General features: G+C 73.0%; 20 protein-coding genes. 14 read left to right on the top strand and 6 right to left on the bottom strand.

What is annotated here, in order from left to right; translation table 11 throughout:
• Positions 1–212: 212 nt before the first annotated feature.
• From mshD to ABZ671_RS10360, 3 genes are all read right to left on the bottom strand, one after another.
• The gene (gene mshD / locus ABZ671_RS10370) at positions 213–1,151 is read right to left on the bottom strand and encodes a mycothiol synthase (protein ID WP_357854468.1); all 939 of its coding nucleotides are present in this window, start codon (positions 1,149–1,151) and stop codon (positions 213–215) included.
• A gap of 109 nt (positions 1,152–1,260) precedes the next feature.
• Positions 1,261–2,109: a polysaccharide deacetylase family protein gene (locus ABZ671_RS10365; protein ID WP_357854465.1), complete on the bottom strand. Its 849-nt coding sequence runs from the start codon at positions 2,107–2,109 to the stop codon at positions 1,261–1,263.
• A gap of 158 nt (positions 2,110–2,267) precedes the next feature.
• A complete protein-coding gene (locus ABZ671_RS10360; protein ID WP_357854462.1) occupies positions 2,268–2,981 on the bottom strand; it encodes a response regulator transcription factor in 714 nt (237 codons plus the stop codon).
• 254 nt (positions 2,982–3,235) lie between these two features.
• Between ABZ671_RS10360 and ABZ671_RS10355 the strand changes: the two genes are divergently transcribed.
• The 6 genes from ABZ671_RS10355 to ABZ671_RS10330 all read left to right on the top strand — a co-directional run bounded on the left by ABZ671_RS10355 (position 3,236) and on the right by ABZ671_RS10330 (position 7,761).
• Positions 3,236–4,285 (top strand): hypothetical protein, encoded by a 1,050-nt coding sequence (locus ABZ671_RS10355; protein ID WP_357854459.1) that lies wholly within the window; start codon positions 3,236–3,238, stop codon positions 4,283–4,285.
• A 111-nt stretch (positions 4,286–4,396) separates the two neighbouring features.
• The gene (locus ABZ671_RS10350; protein ID WP_357854456.1) at positions 4,397–5,182 is read left to right on the top strand and encodes a DUF2993 domain-containing protein; all 786 of its coding nucleotides are present in this window, start codon (positions 4,397–4,399) and stop codon (positions 5,180–5,182) included.
• Between the two features lie 68 nt (positions 5,183–5,250).
• A complete protein-coding gene (locus tag ABZ671_RS10345) occupies positions 5,251–5,328 on the top strand; it encodes an Ms5788A family Cys-rich leader peptide (RefSeq protein WP_311202345.1) in 78 nt (25 codons plus the stop codon).
• A 205-nt stretch (positions 5,329–5,533) separates the two neighbouring features.
• Positions 5,534–6,382 carry a sulfurtransferase gene (locus tag ABZ671_RS10340; protein ID WP_357854454.1) on the top strand — a complete coding sequence of 283 codons (849 nt, stop codon included), beginning with the start codon at positions 5,534–5,536 and terminating at the stop codon, positions 6,380–6,382.
• Between the two features lie 2 nt (positions 6,383–6,384).
• Complete coding sequence (locus ABZ671_RS10335; RefSeq protein WP_357854451.1) at positions 6,385–6,726, top strand: DUF1416 domain-containing protein; 342 nt, start codon at positions 6,385–6,387, stop codon at positions 6,724–6,726.
• Positions 6,727–6,984: 258 nt separating this feature from the next.
• Positions 6,985–7,761 carry a hypothetical protein gene (locus ABZ671_RS10330; RefSeq protein ID WP_357854852.1) on the top strand — a complete coding sequence of 259 codons (777 nt, stop codon included), beginning with the start codon at positions 6,985–6,987 and terminating at the stop codon, positions 7,759–7,761.
• Between the two features lie 21 nt (positions 7,762–7,782).
• Here ABZ671_RS10330 and ABZ671_RS10325 read toward each other — a convergent pair whose 3' ends face one another.
• Positions 7,783–8,145 carry a DsrE family protein gene (locus ABZ671_RS10325; protein ID WP_357854448.1) on the bottom strand — a complete coding sequence of 121 codons (363 nt, stop codon included), beginning with the start codon at positions 8,143–8,145 and terminating at the stop codon, positions 7,783–7,785.
• A 23-nt stretch (positions 8,146–8,168) separates the two neighbouring features.
• Between ABZ671_RS10325 and mtfM the strand changes: the two genes are divergently transcribed.
• Together mtfM and ABZ671_RS10315 are read left to right on the top strand one after the other, a co-directional pair.
• Entirely contained in the window at positions 8,169–8,273 is a 105-nt protein-coding gene (mtfM, locus tag ABZ671_RS10320; protein ID WP_274534545.1) for a small membrane protein MtfM, read from the top strand.
• Positions 8,267–8,857: an FABP family protein gene (locus tag ABZ671_RS10315; RefSeq protein ID WP_357854444.1), complete on the top strand. Its 591-nt coding sequence runs from the start codon at positions 8,267–8,269 to the stop codon at positions 8,855–8,857. The genes mtfM and ABZ671_RS10315 overlap by 7 nt, the downstream gene beginning before the upstream one ends.
• A 75-nt stretch (positions 8,858–8,932) precedes the next feature.
• On the opposite strand, the gene ABZ671_RS10310 is transcribed toward ABZ671_RS10315, so the two are convergent.
• Positions 8,933–9,799, bottom strand: coding sequence for an aminotransferase class IV (locus ABZ671_RS10310; protein WP_357854441.1), 867 nt, complete (start codon positions 9,797–9,799; stop codon positions 8,933–8,935).
• 65 nt (positions 9,800–9,864) lie between these two features.
• On the opposite strand from ABZ671_RS10310, the gene ABZ671_RS10305 reads away from it, so the two are divergent.
• From ABZ671_RS10305 to ABZ671_RS10290, 4 genes are all read left to right on the top strand, one after another.
• Positions 9,865–10,296: a Fur family transcriptional regulator gene (locus ABZ671_RS10305; protein ID WP_357854438.1), complete on the top strand. Its 432-nt coding sequence runs from the start codon at positions 9,865–9,867 to the stop codon at positions 10,294–10,296.
• Complete coding sequence (locus ABZ671_RS10300; protein WP_357854436.1) at positions 10,293–11,405, top strand: folate-binding protein; 1,113 nt, start codon at positions 10,293–10,295, stop codon at positions 11,403–11,405. The genes ABZ671_RS10305 and ABZ671_RS10300 overlap by 4 nt, the downstream gene beginning before the upstream one ends.
• 126 nt (positions 11,406–11,531) lie before the next feature.
• Positions 11,532–12,359 carry a 3-keto-5-aminohexanoate cleavage protein gene (locus ABZ671_RS10295; RefSeq protein WP_357854433.1) on the top strand — a complete coding sequence of 276 codons (828 nt, stop codon included), beginning with the start codon at positions 11,532–11,534 and terminating at the stop codon, positions 12,357–12,359.
• A 94-nt stretch (positions 12,360–12,453) separates the two neighbouring features.
• The gene (locus ABZ671_RS10290) at positions 12,454–13,413 is read left to right on the top strand and encodes an asparaginase (RefSeq protein ID WP_357854430.1); all 960 of its coding nucleotides are present in this window, start codon (positions 12,454–12,456) and stop codon (positions 13,411–13,413) included.
• A 72-nt stretch (positions 13,414–13,485) separates the two neighbouring features.
• Here the strand turns inward: ABZ671_RS10290 and ABZ671_RS10285 are convergent, their stop codons facing one another.
• A complete protein-coding gene (locus ABZ671_RS10285; RefSeq protein ID WP_357854428.1) occupies positions 13,486–14,283 on the bottom strand; it encodes an alpha/beta hydrolase in 798 nt (265 codons plus the stop codon).
• Positions 14,284–14,394: 111 nt separating this feature from the next.
• Between ABZ671_RS10285 and ABZ671_RS10280 the strand changes: the two genes are divergently transcribed.
• Together ABZ671_RS10280 and ABZ671_RS10275 are read left to right on the top strand one after the other, a co-directional pair.
• Positions 14,395–14,988: a helix-turn-helix domain-containing protein gene (locus ABZ671_RS10280; protein WP_357854425.1), complete on the top strand. Its 594-nt coding sequence runs from the start codon at positions 14,395–14,397 to the stop codon at positions 14,986–14,988.
• Positions 14,985–15,704 (top strand): hypothetical protein, encoded by a 720-nt coding sequence (locus ABZ671_RS10275; RefSeq protein WP_357854422.1) that lies wholly within the window; start codon positions 14,985–14,987, stop codon positions 15,702–15,704. Before ABZ671_RS10280 ends, ABZ671_RS10275 begins: the two co-directional genes overlap by 4 nt.
• Positions 15,705–15,729: the final 25 nt, after the last annotated feature.

Below are 15,729 nucleotides of genomic sequence, written 5' to 3'. Positions count from 1 at the left end.
CAGGTCGCCCGGGTTGGCCCGGGTGCCGGCGCTGACCGGCTGATACGAAAGGTAGAAGTGCCAGGTAGCCGGCTCGCTCGCGGAAAATGAACAGGGGGTGAACAGGCTTGCTCCGTCGGACGACGGTCTGCTGAGGGTGTGTTGTCCACTACATGAACGGGCGGGGAGGTGTCCCCTTTATCCATTCATATCCGGCTAGGGTGCGCCGGTCGTCAGCTCGTCAATCCGCCGAGCTGGTAGTTGACGTGAGCGGCCCAGCGGGCGAAGCCGAGGCCCTCGTAGAGCCCGACCGCGCGGGTGTTGGACTCGTCGACGTAGAGCATCACCCGGTCCAGCCCCCGCCGGTCCCGCAGGTAGGTCAGCCCGGCGGCGGTGAGCGCCTTGCCGAGCCCGCCCCGGTGCGCCGACGGATCCACCCCGAGCACATAGACCTCGCCGATCCGGGCCGAGCCGGGTCGCTCGTGGACCTTCGTCCAGTGGAATCCGAGCAGCCGGCCGGTGACCGAATCCACCGCGAGCAGGAAGCCGGCCGGGTCGAACCACGGCTCGGTCAGGCGTACCCGAAGGTCCGCCGAGGTCCACCGGCCCTGCTCCGGGTGCTGCGCGAAGGCGGCGTTGTTGAGCGTGAGCCAGGCCGCGTCGTCCTCACCTGGGCGGAACGCGCGTAGCTGGACGCCGTCGGGCAGGGGCGGTTCGGGAAGCGCCGCGATCAGCGGCCGGCGTAGCTGCCAGAGCACCCGCGCGCGGGCGAAACCCAGGTCCACGGCGAGGGCGGCGGCGGACGGGTGGTCACCGTGCGCCCAGGCGCGCAGCGGTCCGGACGCCGCGGCCAGCACGCCCCGGGCCAGCGCCCGACCGGTGCCGCGTCGCCGGTACGTCGGGTGCACCACCAGCTCCACCCCGATGCCGTTGGCAGGGTCGGTGGTGTCGAGGTGGGCGTAGCCGGTGAGGGTGTTGTCGGTGGCCCGGGCGGTGAGGTGCACCGCCGCTGCCTCCGGGTCCCGCAGCCGCAGCAGCACGTGCTCGTCAAGTGGGTCCGCGCCGTCCGTGTCGCCGGCGACGCGGGCCAGTGCCAGCACCTCGGCCACCTCGACCGGGGCCAGCCGGTCAGCGCGGACGATTCGGTCGGCGGTCGGCTCCGTGCTGCTCATGCCGGCACTCCGCTTCGCTTCGTGCCGACATGAGGCACCTTCGCACCGCGCTGGTCATTCGCTCGCTGACGCTCGCTCATCCCGCCACGGTAGCGGCCGGTGGTGGTCGTCAGGTGGTCCCGGTGGGCAAGGCCTCCAACTGGAACCGGCTCAGCAGCTCGGGCAGCAGGTATTCCAGCGCGGTGACCGTGCCCCTCCGATCGCCGCCGGCGTCGTGCATCAGCACGATCGAGCCGGGCTCCGTCTGGCTCAGCACCCTCTGGATGATCCGCGTCACGCCGGGCGCCTGCCAGTCGGACGGGTCCACCCCCCAGTGCAGCGAGGTCATGCCGAGGTCCTGCGCGATCGACACGATCGGGGACGTCCAGTTGCCCCCGGGCTGCCGGTAGTACGCGATCGCCGCGTCCGGCACCGCCGCCCGGATCGCCTCGTTGGTGCGGAGCAGGTCGGCGCGGATCGTGTCCGGCGACCGCTTGCCCATGTTCTCGTCATGGCTCCAGGAGTGGTTGCAGAGGGTGTGCCCCTCGGACACGATCGCCTGGATCAGGTCCGGGCTGCTCTCCGCGTTCTCTCCCACCACGCAGAAGGTGGCCTTCACCCCGTACTGCCGGAGCAGGGCGAGCACCTGCGGGGTGTACGCCGGGTCGGGCCCGTCGTCGAAGGTCAGCGCGACCCGCGACGACCCCGTGCTCATCAGGCTGCCGTACGGCCCGTCGCCGTCGCCGTTGGTGACGGGCTGCGGGGACGGGCTCGGGCTGGCGGACGGCGTGGGAGCAAGGGAGGTGGCGGGTGGCTGGTCGGCGTATCGCGTGCCGTTGACGTTGGCATTGGCGGGCGAACCGCTGGGCTTGACCCCCATCTCCGCCACCAGGCCACGGCCGAGCGCGTACGCCGAGCCGAGCAGCGTGGCCAGCACCAGGGTCACGAGCCCGAGCCCGCGCATCGTCCTGTTCGACATCAGCGGCACCGCCCGTTCGGCTGTTGGTGCCGGCTCGTCGGTTGCCTCGCAGTCCCCGTGCCCACTGTCGCCCCCTTAGCCCGATTTGCCTCAGATTAGGGCCAAGTGGGCGGGCGAACGGGCTAAACGAAAGCGAATCTCACGAAAGGGGGGCGCGCTCAGGCGGGCAGCGGGGCGGGCTCCGACTCCGGCAGCGAACGCGCTGGCGGCACGACGAACTTGTAGCCGACCTGGCGCACCGTGCCGATCATCGACTCGTACTCCGAACCGAGCTTGGCGCGCAGCCGCCGTACGTGCACATCGACCGTCCGGGTGCCGCCGAAGTAGTCGTACCCCCAGACCTCACGGAGCAGCTGGTCCCGGCTGAACACCCGACCCGGGTGCTGGGCCAGGAACTTCAGCAGCTCGAACTCCTTGTAGGTGAGGTCGAGCGGACGGCCTTTGAGTCTGGCCGCGTAGGTGTCCGGGTCGATGGTCAGCTCGCCGGCCCGGATCGAGCCGCCGGCCCCGGCCGTCGCGCTGGTCAGTCGGTCCGCCGCGAGCCGTAGCCGGGCCTCCACCTCGGCCGGCCCCGCCGACGCCAGGATGACGTCGTCCACGCCCCAGTCGACGTTCAGCGCGATCAGGCCGGCCTCCGTGACCACCGCGAGCAGCGGCACGCCCAGCCCCGTGGCGTGCAGCATCCGGCAGGTCGCCCGGGCCTCACCCAACTCGGAGCGGGCGTCCACCAGCACGGCGTCCGGGGTCGGGCCGGAGACCAGCGTGCGGACGTCGCGCGGTGCGGTACGGATCGAGTGCGAAAGCAGGTCGAGCGCTGGCAGCACTGCGGAGGGTTCACCTGCCCGTGCGGTCACCAGCAGCAGGATCTCCACACGATCACCTCCGTCCCGGCGGCCCTCCGGCCGCGCATGACCAGCGGCACTCCTCATCCGGGGCGGCGCTGAGAACTTGCGTGGTCCCGGCGTCGCTGGCGGGGGCGGGTAGCGGGTTGAGCGTAACGGATCGGACGCCCTTCACCTCCGCCTCACTTCCCGTTTGCCCTTTCTGCCCCGGATCGCGGCGCAGGTTTTAACGTTGCCGAAACCGTGACCTCCGCCAGCGCGGCCCGGTCTGGCACGATCGGGGCGTGTTTCCCTCGACCTCGCCCGACACCGGCCGTGACCCGTGGGCCGACGACGCGCCTCCGGCGCCGGCCGGCCCGTCCCGTGGCTACCCGCCGGGCCCGCGTACCGCTCCGGCCGACGACGGCGGGGACCGTCCGGAGCGGACCGGGCCGCGCCGGCTGCGCAAGGGCGGCCCGGGGCGCCGCCCGGACGACGAGTCCGTCGACGAGCCCGAGGAGGAGGCACCCCCCGTTCCGGTGCGCCGGCCGCTGGCGCTGACCATCGCGGGCTTCGCCGCGCTGCTCGGCGCCGGCCTGGTGCTCGGCGCGCAGACCGCCGGCCCGGGGCATCGGCTGCCCTTCGCGTTCATCGTCTTCGGCGTGCAACTGCTCTTCGTGCTCGCCTGGACGATGGCCATGCGCCCGCCGGCGCTGCTGGTGGTCGCGCTGATCAGCGCCGGGGTGGCCGTCATCGCCGACGCCACGGCGGTGCAGTCCGAGATCGCCGGCCTGGCCCCGCTCGGGTACGCCGCGGCCGCCGGCTTCGTGCTCGGCGTGCTCGGCCAGCTCGTCCGCCGGGTGGACCGGGTCAGGGTGACCGACTCGCTCGGCAGCACCCTGCTGATCGTGGTGGGCGTGGTTGCGTTCTCCAGCCTGATCGTGCTCGGCCGGGTCCCGAAGGGCACCCAGGCGATCACCGTCTGCCTCACCGCCGCCGGCGTCGCGCTGCTCATGGCTCGGCTGACCGACGCGGTGGCACCCTGGCCCCGGCTCGCCCCACAGGTGCCCCGGGGGGCCGCCGGCGTGGTCGTGGGCGCCATGCTCGGCACCCTGGCCAGCGCGGTGCTCGGCATCTACGTGGTCGGCTTCACCCCGACCAGCGCCGCCCTGGTCGGGCTGGTCACCGCGGCCACCGCCGTGCTGGTCGACCTCGCCGTCGGGTACGCCGAGGCGGGCCGACTGATGGCCGGCGAGCCGCCGACCATGTGGATCGCCCGGCACATGCAGGGGCCGCTGGGCGGCTTCGCGCTCGCCGCGCCCGCCGCGTACGCCATGTGCGTGCTCTTCCTCTGAGCGAACGGTTGGGGATTTCACGTCTCGGGTAAGTACCGTTGCGCCGCGAGACGGCGACGCACGGCGAGGATCGTGCGCCGCCCGGCGACTACCCGGCGAGGAGGAGGCGGCGTGGCACAGGCGTACCCGGCGTACGAGGGCCGGCCTCGGCGGCGTGGCCGGAAGGTGCTGATCGGTTTCGTCGTGCTGCTGCTGGTCCTGGCGGGGCTGCTGGTGGTCGCCGACCGGGTGGCGGCCGGGGTGGCCGAGCGGGTCATCGCCGACCAGGTGCGGCAGGAGGTCGCCCGGCAGGACGTGCAGTCCGCGCCGCCCCGGGTCGACGTGGGTGGTTTCCCTTTCCTCACCCAGGTCGCGGCGGGCCGGTACGAGCACATCTCGATCGTGCTGACCGACGTGAAGGGCTCCGTGCACGGTGACACGGTCAGCGTGCCCCGGCTCGACGTGGCGGCCCACAACGTACGGGCGTCGCTGGACACCCTCCGCTCCCGCCGGGGCGACGTGGTCGCCGAGAGCGTCGACGGCCACGCCACCATCTCCTACGACAGCCTGGCGAAGCTCCTCGACCGGCCGGGGCTCACACTCGGCGAGCGGGACGGCAAGCTCAGCGTCACCGCGCCGGTGGACATCCTCGGCAAACAGCTCACCGTCAACGGCACCGCGGACGTGACGGTCGCCAACGGCAAGGTGGCGCTGAAATTCAAGGACCTGACCGCCGCGGGGCTGCCGAACCTGCCGCTGGCCCGCACGTTGCTGGCCAACTACGCCAACAGCATCTCGGCCGATGTTCCCCTGCCGGAGTTGCCGTTCGGGCTCACCGTGCGCCAGGTGGAGCCGAAGCCGGACGGGCTGCTGGTCACCGCCGACGCGAAGAACGTGCCGATCAACGCCGCCGGGTGACCCGGCCGTGTCCCGGATGCTGGTCGGGTCGATGGCATCGGCGGGAGCAGCTGGTAGTGTCCCTGCTCATGGGGACGCTCCTCACCAAACGGCGCGCGGTCGACCTGTGCCGCGTGGCCACCTGCCTGTGTCGCCCCGTCATCTGACGGCGGGGCTGTCCTCGGCCGCCTAGCGGCCACCGGCACGCAGGGTCCGCGCACCCTCCGGTTTCCCCCTGATCGCCCGGCAGCGGCGCCGTCGCACGTACCCGTGATCCGTTTTCAATTCTGGGTCCCGCGCGCGGTGCGACAATCACCGATATCGATCTCCGCGCGCTGGCTCACCATCCAATCCTCACCAGGGAGTGATCTGATGAGTCGCGACACCGCACTCGTCTCGGCCGAGTGGGCCGAGAAGAACATCGGCGCCCCGGGCGTCGTCTTCGTCGAGGTCGACGAGGACACCTCCGCCTACGACACCGGCCACATCGCCGGCGCGGTCAAGCTCGACTGGCGGACCGACCTCCAGGACCCGGTGCGCCGGGACTTCGTCAACCAGGCCCAGTTCGAGGCCCTGCTCTCCGAGCGTGGCATCGCCAACGACGATGTCGTGATCCTCTACGGCGGCAACAACAACTGGTTCGCCGCGTACGCGTACTGGTACTTCAAGCTCTACGGCCACCGCGACGTCAAGCTGCTCGACGGCGGCCGCAAGAAGTGGGAGCTGGACGGCCGCCCGCTGGTCACCGACGGGGTGACGCGCGAGCGGACGCAGTACGTCGCACAGGAGCCGGACACCACGATCCGGGCCTTCCGCGACGAGATCGTCCCCGCGATCGGCGTCAAGAACCTGGTCGACGTGCGCAGCCCCGACGAGTACGCGGGCCGGCTGCTCGCCCCCGCCCACCTGCCGCAGGAGCAGGCCCAGCGGGCCGGGCACATCCCCACCGCGATCAGCGTCCCGTGGTCCAAGGCGGCCAACGAGGACGGCACGTTCAAGTCCGACGACGAGCTGCGCAAGATCTACGCGGACGCCGGGCTGGACGACAGCCGGGAGACCATCGCCTACTGCCGGATCGGCGAGCGCTCCTCGCACTCCTGGTTCGTGCTCCAGGAGCTGCTCGGCCACCGCAACGTGAAGAACTACGACGGCTCCTGGACCGAGTACGGCTCGCTGGTCGGCGTGCCGGTCGCGCTCGGCGACGAGCCCGGGGAGGCGTGATCATGACTGCTCCCACCGCAGCGGCCGCTGCCACCGCCGCCGGTTGCGCCGCTCCGGACCAGGCCGCCCCGCTGCCAGCCAGCCTGGACCTGGAGAAGGAAACCGTCATCACCGGCCTGGTCAAGGCCGAGTCCGGCGAGGTCGTGCCGGGCGCCTACGTCCGGCTGCTCGACGCGACCGGCGAGTTCACCGCCGAGGTGGTGACCTCTCCGGCCGGCCAGTTCCGGTTCTTCGCTGCGCCGGGCACCTGGACCCTCCGCGCGCTCTCCCGCCACGGCAACGGCGAAACCCCCATCACCGCCACCCGCGGCATCAACGAACTAACCCTCACAGTCACCCCCTAACCCACCCCACCCCACCCCCACCCCCCACCCCTTCCCGCCGATCATGGACTTGTGGCACCCGATATGCCCTGGTTATGGCATACGTCCAGTGCCGCAACTCCATGATCGGCGAAGGGTGCGGCGAAGGTCGCGGTGCGCGCCGTGGGTGCGTGTGGGGCCGGCCGGGCGTGACACGATGGGCGGGTGAGTGGTGCTGTTCAGGCGGGGTGGGCCCCGCCGACCCGTCCTCAGCAGCCCGCGTCGGGGCGGCGCGGGGGGCTGCGCTGGCTGGTGGCCGCGACGGTGGCGTGGGGGGTGCTGCTCGCCGGACTGACCTGGTGGTCGGTGCGACACGACCCGCCGACGGTGAAGGAGCAGCGCAGCCTGAGCCAAGCGGACCCGGTGGTGGCCGGCGCGGTGGGGCGCCTGGTGGCCGTCGTCGACGGCGAGGCGTGGGAGCTGACCCCTGTCCAGGTGCGGCGGGGTTGTCGGCTCACCCCGCTGGCCGACGGGGCGACCCTCACCCGTGGCCTGGACGTGCTGGTCGCCGGGGGGAGCGAGCGGGCCCTGCTGGAGCGGGTGGCGCAGCGACTGCCGGCCGACTGGCGGGCCGGGGTCCGTGCCGACTCGGAGGGCCCCCGGCTGCGCGCCGACGCGGGGGAGTTCGTCACGGTTGACGGGCGGGTGGTGGCCGACGGGCGGGTGCGACTGTCCGCGACGACCGGCTGCCGCCCCGCCCACACCGACGACGCCATCCTGTTGCCCGCGTACTCCCTCGGTGCGGAACTGGAGGCGGCGCTGCGCGCGCTGGGCCGGCCGGTGCCGGCGGGTGCCGATGAGGTCGTGGTGACGCCCTGCCCGGCCGGCGGGACGGCGAACACGGTCCGCGTCGCGGCCGGCACCGAACCGCTGTCGCTGGCGCCGCTGCGCCCGCTCGGCTCCGCCCTGGTCGACCGCCCCGAGGTGTACGCCTACCGGAGCGGGCGGGTGGTCGTGCTGGTTGACGCCAGCGGGGACCAGCTCCGGCTGGCCGCCTCGACCGGCTGCGCCGGCTGAAACGTACCGCCGGGTTGGGCGTCAGTAGACCAGGGCCTGTGCGCCCTCGGCCATCGCCTCCTCGACGAAGACCGCCGCGCCGGCGATGCGTACGCCGGGGATGACGTCGTCCGGGCCGATGTCCCGGCGGGCCGCGCACTGCGTGCAGGCGGTGACCTTGCCGGTGGCCAGGATCACGTGCAGCAGCTCGGCCAGCGGCGCGGAGTGCGGCAGCTCGAAATCCTGCGCGCGCCCGGGCAGCGCGAACCAGGTCGACTCCCCGGTCAGCCAGAGCGACACGTCGACTCCGGCGGCCGCCGCGGTGGCGGCGACGGTGAAGGCCTGCGCGCAGCGCTCGGGAGCGTCCGCGCCGGCGGTGGCCTTGACGACGAGAGAGCGGGCCATGGCGCCAGCATAGGATGGCCGGGATGGTTACCGAGATCGGGTTCGTCAGCCTGCTGGTCGCCGGCCTGGGCGCGCTCGCCGGTGGCCTGGTCTATCTGGCTGTGAAGATTTCGAGAGGAAAATGGTGAGTGAGAATCCGCTGCAGCCGCCGTGGCTGAACGCGCCGCCGGTCGACCCGTACCCGTACGAGGAGAGCCACGACCTGCGCGTCGGCCCGAAGCTGCACCGGAGCCTGGACGGGCTGCTGCCGTACATCGGGGTGTGGCGTGGGCGCGGCCGGGGCGGGTTCCCGACCATCGAGGACTTCGACTACGCGCAGGAGATCCGGATCAGTCACGACGGCCGGCCGTTCCTGTTCTACGAGTCCCGCGCCTGGATCCTCGACGAGCAGAGCCGCCCGGTCCGCCCGGCCGGTCGTGAGGTCGGCTGGTGGCGCCCGGTGATGGACGGTGACCGGGTCACCGACGAGTTGGAAGCCCTGATGTCCACGCCCACCGGGGTGATGGAGCTGCACATCGGTAAGCGCCGGGGCACCCAGATCGAGTTCGCCACCGACGCGGTGGTCCGTACGGCCACGGCCAAGGAGGTCACCGCCGGCGCCCGGCTCTTCGGCATCGTCGAGGGCGCCCTGCTCTACGCCCAGGAGATGGCCGCCATGGGCCATGCCCTGAGCCCTCACCTCTCCGCCCGCCTAACCCGCACCGCAGGCTAACCGCCACCCTCACCCCGCCACTCTCGTTGATCATGAGGTTGGCGGCGGTCTCCAATACTGCCGCCAACCTCATGATCAACGCTGTTGGTCGGCGGCGGGGAGGGGGAAGGCGAGGAGGGCTAGCAGGGCGGGGGTGTGGGGGGAACGGGGGAGGGGGGTGCTGTCCAGGGAACGGACCTCCGCTAGGCCGCGGAGGGATGAGGTTAGCCAGACGGCGTCCGCGCTCTTCAGCTCGGCGGGGGTGATCAGGCGTTCGTCGGCGGTGAGGTTCAGCTCGGGGGCGTGGTCGAGGAGCCATCTCGCGGTCACCCCGGGCAGCACACCGGTGGCTGCCGCCGGCACCGTGCACAGCGTCGTCCCGGTCAGCCACACCACGTTGGCGCTCGGCCCCTCCAGCGCGTACCCGTCGGTGGAGACCCAGAGCACGTCGTCGAACCCGGCGCGGGCCGCCCAGCGGCGGGCGGCGGTGCTCACCGCGTACGAGGTGGATTTGACGCCCACCGGGAGCCAGCCCAACTCGGGGCGGGAGCGGGCGGCCACCCCGAGCGGCAGGGTGGCCACCGTCACCCCATTGCGCCGGGCCCGCCGGGCCTCGGCCGGCACCTCGCCCAGCGTGGCGTAGACCGTCGGCGAACCGCCGCCCTCTGGCCCCCGGGTGCAGACCAGGCGCAGCGCCCCCTCCACCTCGGGCGGCCAGCCGGCCCGGATCTCGTCGACCAGTCGCACCAGCGCGTCGGTGGACGGCAGCGCCAACTCGAGTGCCGCCGCGCCGGACCGTAGCCGCGCCAGGTGGGCGTCGCGTAGCCAGGGCTGGCCGCCGCGCAGGTGCATGGTCTCGAAGAGACCGTCCCCGTGCAGCACCCCCCGGTCGTCGCCGCGCAGCACTGCCTCCACGGGCGCGACCAGGCCCCGGCCGAGTACGGCCACCCGCGACGCCTCCATGGGCGCCGAGGGTAGTCGGTACGACGGCGGCGGCCGGGCCGGCGCGGCCGCCGAACTATGATCGGATGGTGTCCGAATCCTCCCTCGCCGAACTGCTCCGCTCCCGTGGGCTGCGGCTGACGGCACAGCGGCAGTTGATCCTGCAGGCGGTGCTGGACCTGGGGCACGCCACGCCGGAACAGGTCCACACGGCGGTCCGAGAGGTCGCCGCCGGAGTCAACATCACCACCATCTACCGGACGCTGGAGCTGCTGGAGCGGCTCGGTCTGGTGACGCACACCCATCTGTCGCACGGTTCGCCGACCTACCACGCTGCCGGCGAGCACCAGCACCTTCACCTGGTCTGCCGGGAGTGCGGCGCGATCGACGAGATCGAGCCCGAGCTGCTTCACCCGCTCGCCGACCGGCTGGCCGCGCAGCGGGGATTCCAGGTCGACATTGGGCACGTGGCGCTCTTCGGCGTCTGCGGCCGGTGCGAGAACGGGGAGAGTAAATGATCGACATTGCGGGAGCGGTGGCCACCGAGGCGATCGACGAGGAGACCCGGGACCAGCCCGAGCCGGCCCACCGGGCGGCCGGGGTGGGGCCGGTGGCCGCCCACTACGGCGACCCGCTGCGCGAGCAGCGGACCCTCGCCACCGGCGTCGGTCTGGTCGACCGGTCGCACCGGGGCGTCGTGGCGGTGCCCGGCGAGGAACGGATCGGCTGGCTGCACACGCTGACCAGCCAGCACCTCGCCGCGCTGGGCCCGTGGCAGGGCACCGAGCTGCTCGTGCTCTCCCCGCACGGGCATGTCGAGCAGCACGCCGTGGTGGCCGACGACGGCGAGACCACCTGGCTGGACACCGAGCCGGGGATGACCGACGGGCTCCTGTCATACCTGGAGAGGATGCGATTCTTCAGCAAGGTCGAGCCGCGGGACGCCACCGCCGACCACGCGGTGCTCTCGCTGGTCGGGCCCGAGGCCGCCGGCGCGCTCGACACCCTCGGCGTCACCGGGCTGGCCGCGCCGGACCAGATCGCGGTGCCCGGTCCGAAGTTCCGCTCCGGTGAGCTGCCACCACGGCCCACCGTGCGGTACGACGTACGGCCGCTGCCGATCGGCGGGTGGGCCCGGCGGGTGGCGCTGGGCGTCGACCTGCTGGTGCCTCGCCCGGCCATGGCCGGGGTGGTGGCCGAGTTGCGCGGCGCGGGCGTGCCGGTGGCCGGGCTGTGGGCGTACGAGGCGGTCCGGGTGGCCGCACGGCGGGCCCGGGCCGGGGTGGACACCGACCACCGCACCATTCCCGCCGAGGTGAACCTGATCGCGTCGGCCGTGCACCTGGACAAGGGCTGCTACCGGGGGCAGGAGACGGTCGCCCGGGTGCACAACCTCGGCAAGCCGCCGCGTCGCCTCGTACTCCTGCACCTGGACGGGGTGACCACCGATCAGCCGCCGGCCGCCGGCACGCCGGTGACCCTCGACGGCCGGGCGGTCGGGTTCGTCGGCACCGCGGTGCAGCATCACGAGCTGGGCCAGATCGCCCTCGCCGTGGTGAAGCGCAACGTTTCCGACGACGCCAGGCTGCTGGTCGGCGAGACCGCCGCCGCCATCGAGCCGGCGTAAGGGTGCCGGGCTGACGCCCGCAAGGCGGAAATTTTTCCGTCTTCACGGGCGGATGCGGGCGATCTTCCGTCTCGACGCCCCTCCGGCCGTCGACCGGAGGCGGGCCGGCGGTCTAGGATCGCCGACATGACGACAGGGACGTTGATCACGGTTGCCCCCACCGGCGCGGAGTCGGCCAAGTCGGAGGTGCCGGCGCTGCCGGTGACCCTCGACGAGCTGCTGTTGACCGCCAAGGAGTGCGAGGCGCTCGGCGCCGCCGTGATCCACGTCCACATCCGGGACGACGAGGCGAAGCCCACCCTCGACCAGGGCCGGCTGCGGGAGACCGTGACGGCGCTGCGGGAGGGCACCGACCTGATCGTGCAGCTCTCCTCCGGCGGCGCGGTGACCGACCCGGAGGCCGCTCGGCTGGCCGTGCTGGACGCCGGGCCCGACATGGCCTCCTGCACCATGGGCACGGTCAACTTCGGCGACGACGTCTTCCTGAACCGCTGGGAGTTCATCGTCGACCTGCACACCCGGATGCAGGAGAAGGGTGTCGTCCCCGAGTACGAGATCTTCGACCTCGGCCACCTCACCGCCCTTCAGCGGCTGCTCGGCAAGTACGGCCTGCCGCACGGCGGGCACGTGCACGTCGACTTCGTGATGGGCGTGCCGGGCGGCATGCCGGGCACCACGGCGACCCTGGTCGCCGCTCAGCAGATGCTGCGCGACCTGCCGGAGGGCAGCACCTTCTCGGCTACCGGGATCGGCCGCAGCACGATCCCGGTGATGCTGGCGTCGCTGTCGGCGGGCGGGCACCTGCGGGTCGGCATGGAGGACACCGTCACCTACGCCAAGGGGCGGCCGGTCGAGTCGAACATGCAGCTCGTCGCCCGGGCGGTCGGTTTCGCCCAGCTCGCCCAGCGCCCGCCGCTGACCACCGCCGAGGCTCGGCAGCTGCTCGGCGTGTAAGCCCCGGCCCGGCCGGTGACCCTGTACGCCCCGGGCCGATGTCGCTGGTCACCCCGGTGTGGGGCCCGCCGGACCCGGCGGTACCGTCCACTTCGTGGGAAAGACGTACGAGGGTGGCGTGCCGCTCGCCGAGGTGGTCCGGTCCGGGTTCGTGGAGGGCGTCCACCGCGGATCCGTGGTGGTGCTCGACGCGGCCGGTGCGCCGGTGGCCGGTGCGGGGGACCCGACCTCGCCGATCTTCCCCCGGTCGTCCAACAAGCCGATGCAGGCGATCGGGATGCTCCGGGCCGGGCTGCCGCTGACCGAACGGGCCGACGTGGCGCTGGTCTCGGCCAGCCACGCCGGCGAGGAGTTCCACGTCGAGCGGGTCACCGCCCTGCTGGGCCGCGCCGGGCTGACCGAAGAGGCGCTGCACTGCCCGCCGGACCTGCCGGTCGGCGAGGCGGCCCGGGAGGCGGTGCTGCGGGCCGGCGGCGGTCCGCGGCGGATCCAGATGAACTGCTCCGGCAAGCACACCGGAATGCTGTTGACCTGTGTCGCCGCCGGCTGGCCGGTGAACGGCTACTGGCTGCCCGAGCACCCGCTCCAGCAGCGGTTGACCGCCGCGATCGAGGAGTTCACCGGGGAACGGGCGGCGGCCGTCGGGGTGGACGGCTGCGGCGCGCCCGTGCTCGCCGTCTCGCTGACCGGGCTGGCGCGGGCGTTTCTGCGGCTGGTCTCGGCCGAGCCGGGCACCGTCGAGCGGACCGTGGCCGACGCTATGCGGGAGTACCCGGAGTTGGTGGGCGGCACCCAGGCGGATGACACCCGGCTGATGCGGGGCGTACCCGGGTTGCTGGCCAAGGTCGGCGCGGAGGGCGTGATCGCGGCGGCGGTCCCGGAGGTCGGCGCGGTCGCCCTCAAGATCGACGACGGCGCCGGGCGGGCGCGAATGCCGGTGCTGGTGTCGGCGCTGCGCCGGCTCGGCGTCGAGGCCCCGGTGCTGACCGAGTACGCCGAGGTGCCGCTGCTCGGCGGCGGCCTTCCGGTCGGCGCGGTCCGTCCGGTCTGGTGAGTTCGGCGCAGTGATGGCTCCACGGCGCGACCCGCCCAAGCGGCGACGCGAGCCGGCTCGGCCGGGCTCAGATCAGGGCAGGAAGTCGAGCAGGGCGGCGTTGACCGGTTCGGGGCGCTCGAGCGGCAGCAGGTGGGCGGCGTCCGGAACGTCCGGCAGACGTACGCCGTGCGGTGCCTCGTCGGCGATCCGGTCGGCGAGGTGGCGGAGATCCGCGACATCGTGCGTGCCGGTCCCGACCAGCACCGGCATCCGCAGCTCGGCCAGCCGGTCGATCGCCGGCGGGTCGAGTTCGCCCACCTCGACGGCGCTGAGCGCCAGCTCGGCGGCGAGCGCCCGCCGGTCCATCTCGTCGGCGAACCGGATCAGCTCTGGGTCCACGTCCTCGGGGCGGCGGGTCGGGCCGACCACCCAGTACCGCACCTCGCCGGCCGCGGTCGCCGCGAAGTCCTCCGGGTCCGCCTCGCCGACCAGCTCGTCCCAGAGCTGTTCGGTCTCCTCGGACCACTCGCTGCCGGAGACCGGGGCGCCGAACAGGGCCAGCGCGGAGACCCGCTCCGGGTACGCCAGCGCGGTGTCCACCGCGACCTTGCCGCCGAACGAGCAGCCCACCAGGGCGGCCTGCGCGATGCCGAGGGCATCCAGCAGCCCGACCACGTCGTCGTGGTACGCGAACGGCGTGGGCGGCAGCTCGGAGTCGCCGTAGCCACGCAGGTCGACGGCGAGCACCCGATGCCGCGCGGCGAGCGCGGGCACCTGAGCCCGCCACATCCGTCGGTCGGCGATGCCGGCGTGCATCAGCACCACCGGGCTGCCGCTGCCAGCCTCGTCGTACGCGAGCACCGCGCCGTTCACTTCGATCTTGGCCACGGAGGGAACCGTACGGACCGGACACCGGGTGCGCAACCGGCCAGTTGAACGCCGCTAACTTTGGTTAGCATTTCGCTTGCAGGAGCTAGCGGCAGTCGTTACCGTGGAAGCATGGCCACCGGCAAAGACCTTCCCGACATCGGCGGATTCATTCGCGACCTCCGCCGCAATGCGAAGATCTCGCTGCGCCAGCTCGCCGAGCAGGCCGGCGTCAGCAACCCCTACCTCAGCCAGATCGAGCGCGGCCTGCGCAAACCGAGCGCCGAGGTGCTCCAGCAGCTCGCCAGCGCCCTGCGGGTCTCCACCCCGGCGATGTACCTGCGGGCCGGGCTGCTGGACGCCAAGGAGGGGCAGGGCGTGCTCGCGGCGATCGCCGTCGACCCCGAGCTGACCATGGCCCAGAAGCAGTCGCTCACCCAGATCTACGAGACGTTCCGCCGGGAGAACGCCCGGCTCGCCGAGGCGACCGCCGCGGCGCAGGCGGCCACCGAGCCGGCCGAGAGCCCGGGCGCCACCGAGCCGACCCCGAGGGCCAGCGCGCCGGGCGTAGCACCGCAGGCCCCGGCGACCGTCACGCCGGCCGCGACCGGCCCCACCACGCCGGGCGGCAGCCCGACTGAGGCCGTCCTCGAGTCGGTCGCCGTTACCGAGGCGGGTGCCACGCCCGCCCCGACCACCGTCGTCTCCGACGAGGAGGAGTCATGACCCAGCCGAAGACCAACCGCATTCCCGCCCCGCTCTACGCCGCCGCCGGTGCCGGCGAGCTGGCCCTACGGCAGCTGCGCAAGCTCCCCGCCGTGGTCGGTGAACTGGCCCCCCGGGTCGTCACGGACCTTGGCGGCAAGGTCGTCGTCACCGGCGTCGAGCTGCGCCAGAAGGCGACCGAGACGCTGAAGGCAGCCAACCTCACCGCGTCCGGATTCCGCGAGCGGGCCGCTGCTGCCGATTTCGACCTGGACAAGCTCCGTGAGTCCGCCGGCCGTAACGCCGCCACCATGCTGGCCAGCGCGCAGTCCGCTCAGGAGCGTGCCCGGGCCGGCGCCCAGGCCGCGCAGGCTCGGGCCGAGCGCGCCGTCGCCGACGCCCAGGAGCGCGCCCTGGCTGCGTACGCCGAGCTGGTCGCCCGGGGCGAGCGGGTCGTCGGCGCCGGTTTGCTCGAGGCCGTCGACACGGTGAACGCCGACATCGACGTGACCGAGGCCCACCACGCACCGGCCGCCCAGCCGGGCGAGATGCCCAGCCCGGCCGAGGTCGTCGAGGTGGTCGAGGTCGTCGAGGCGGTCGAGGCGGTCGAGGCCAAGCCTGCCCCGGCGAAGCGGACCCGGGCCGCCAAGGCCACCACCGCCAAGGCCACCAGGTCGGGGACCCCGTCGGCGAAGCTGCCGAAGACCACCAAACGGACCCGCCCGACTGCCGAATAGGTCGATCCTCGCCCCAGACCCCGGA

This window comes from Micromonospora sp. NPDC006766, assembly GCF_040636055.1.
Classification (GTDB): domain Bacteria; phylum Actinomycetota; class Actinomycetes; order Mycobacteriales; family Micromonosporaceae; genus Micromonospora.
The sequence above is the reverse complement of the archived record's forward strand: the minus strand, read 5'-3'. Positions and strand labels throughout refer to the sequence as shown.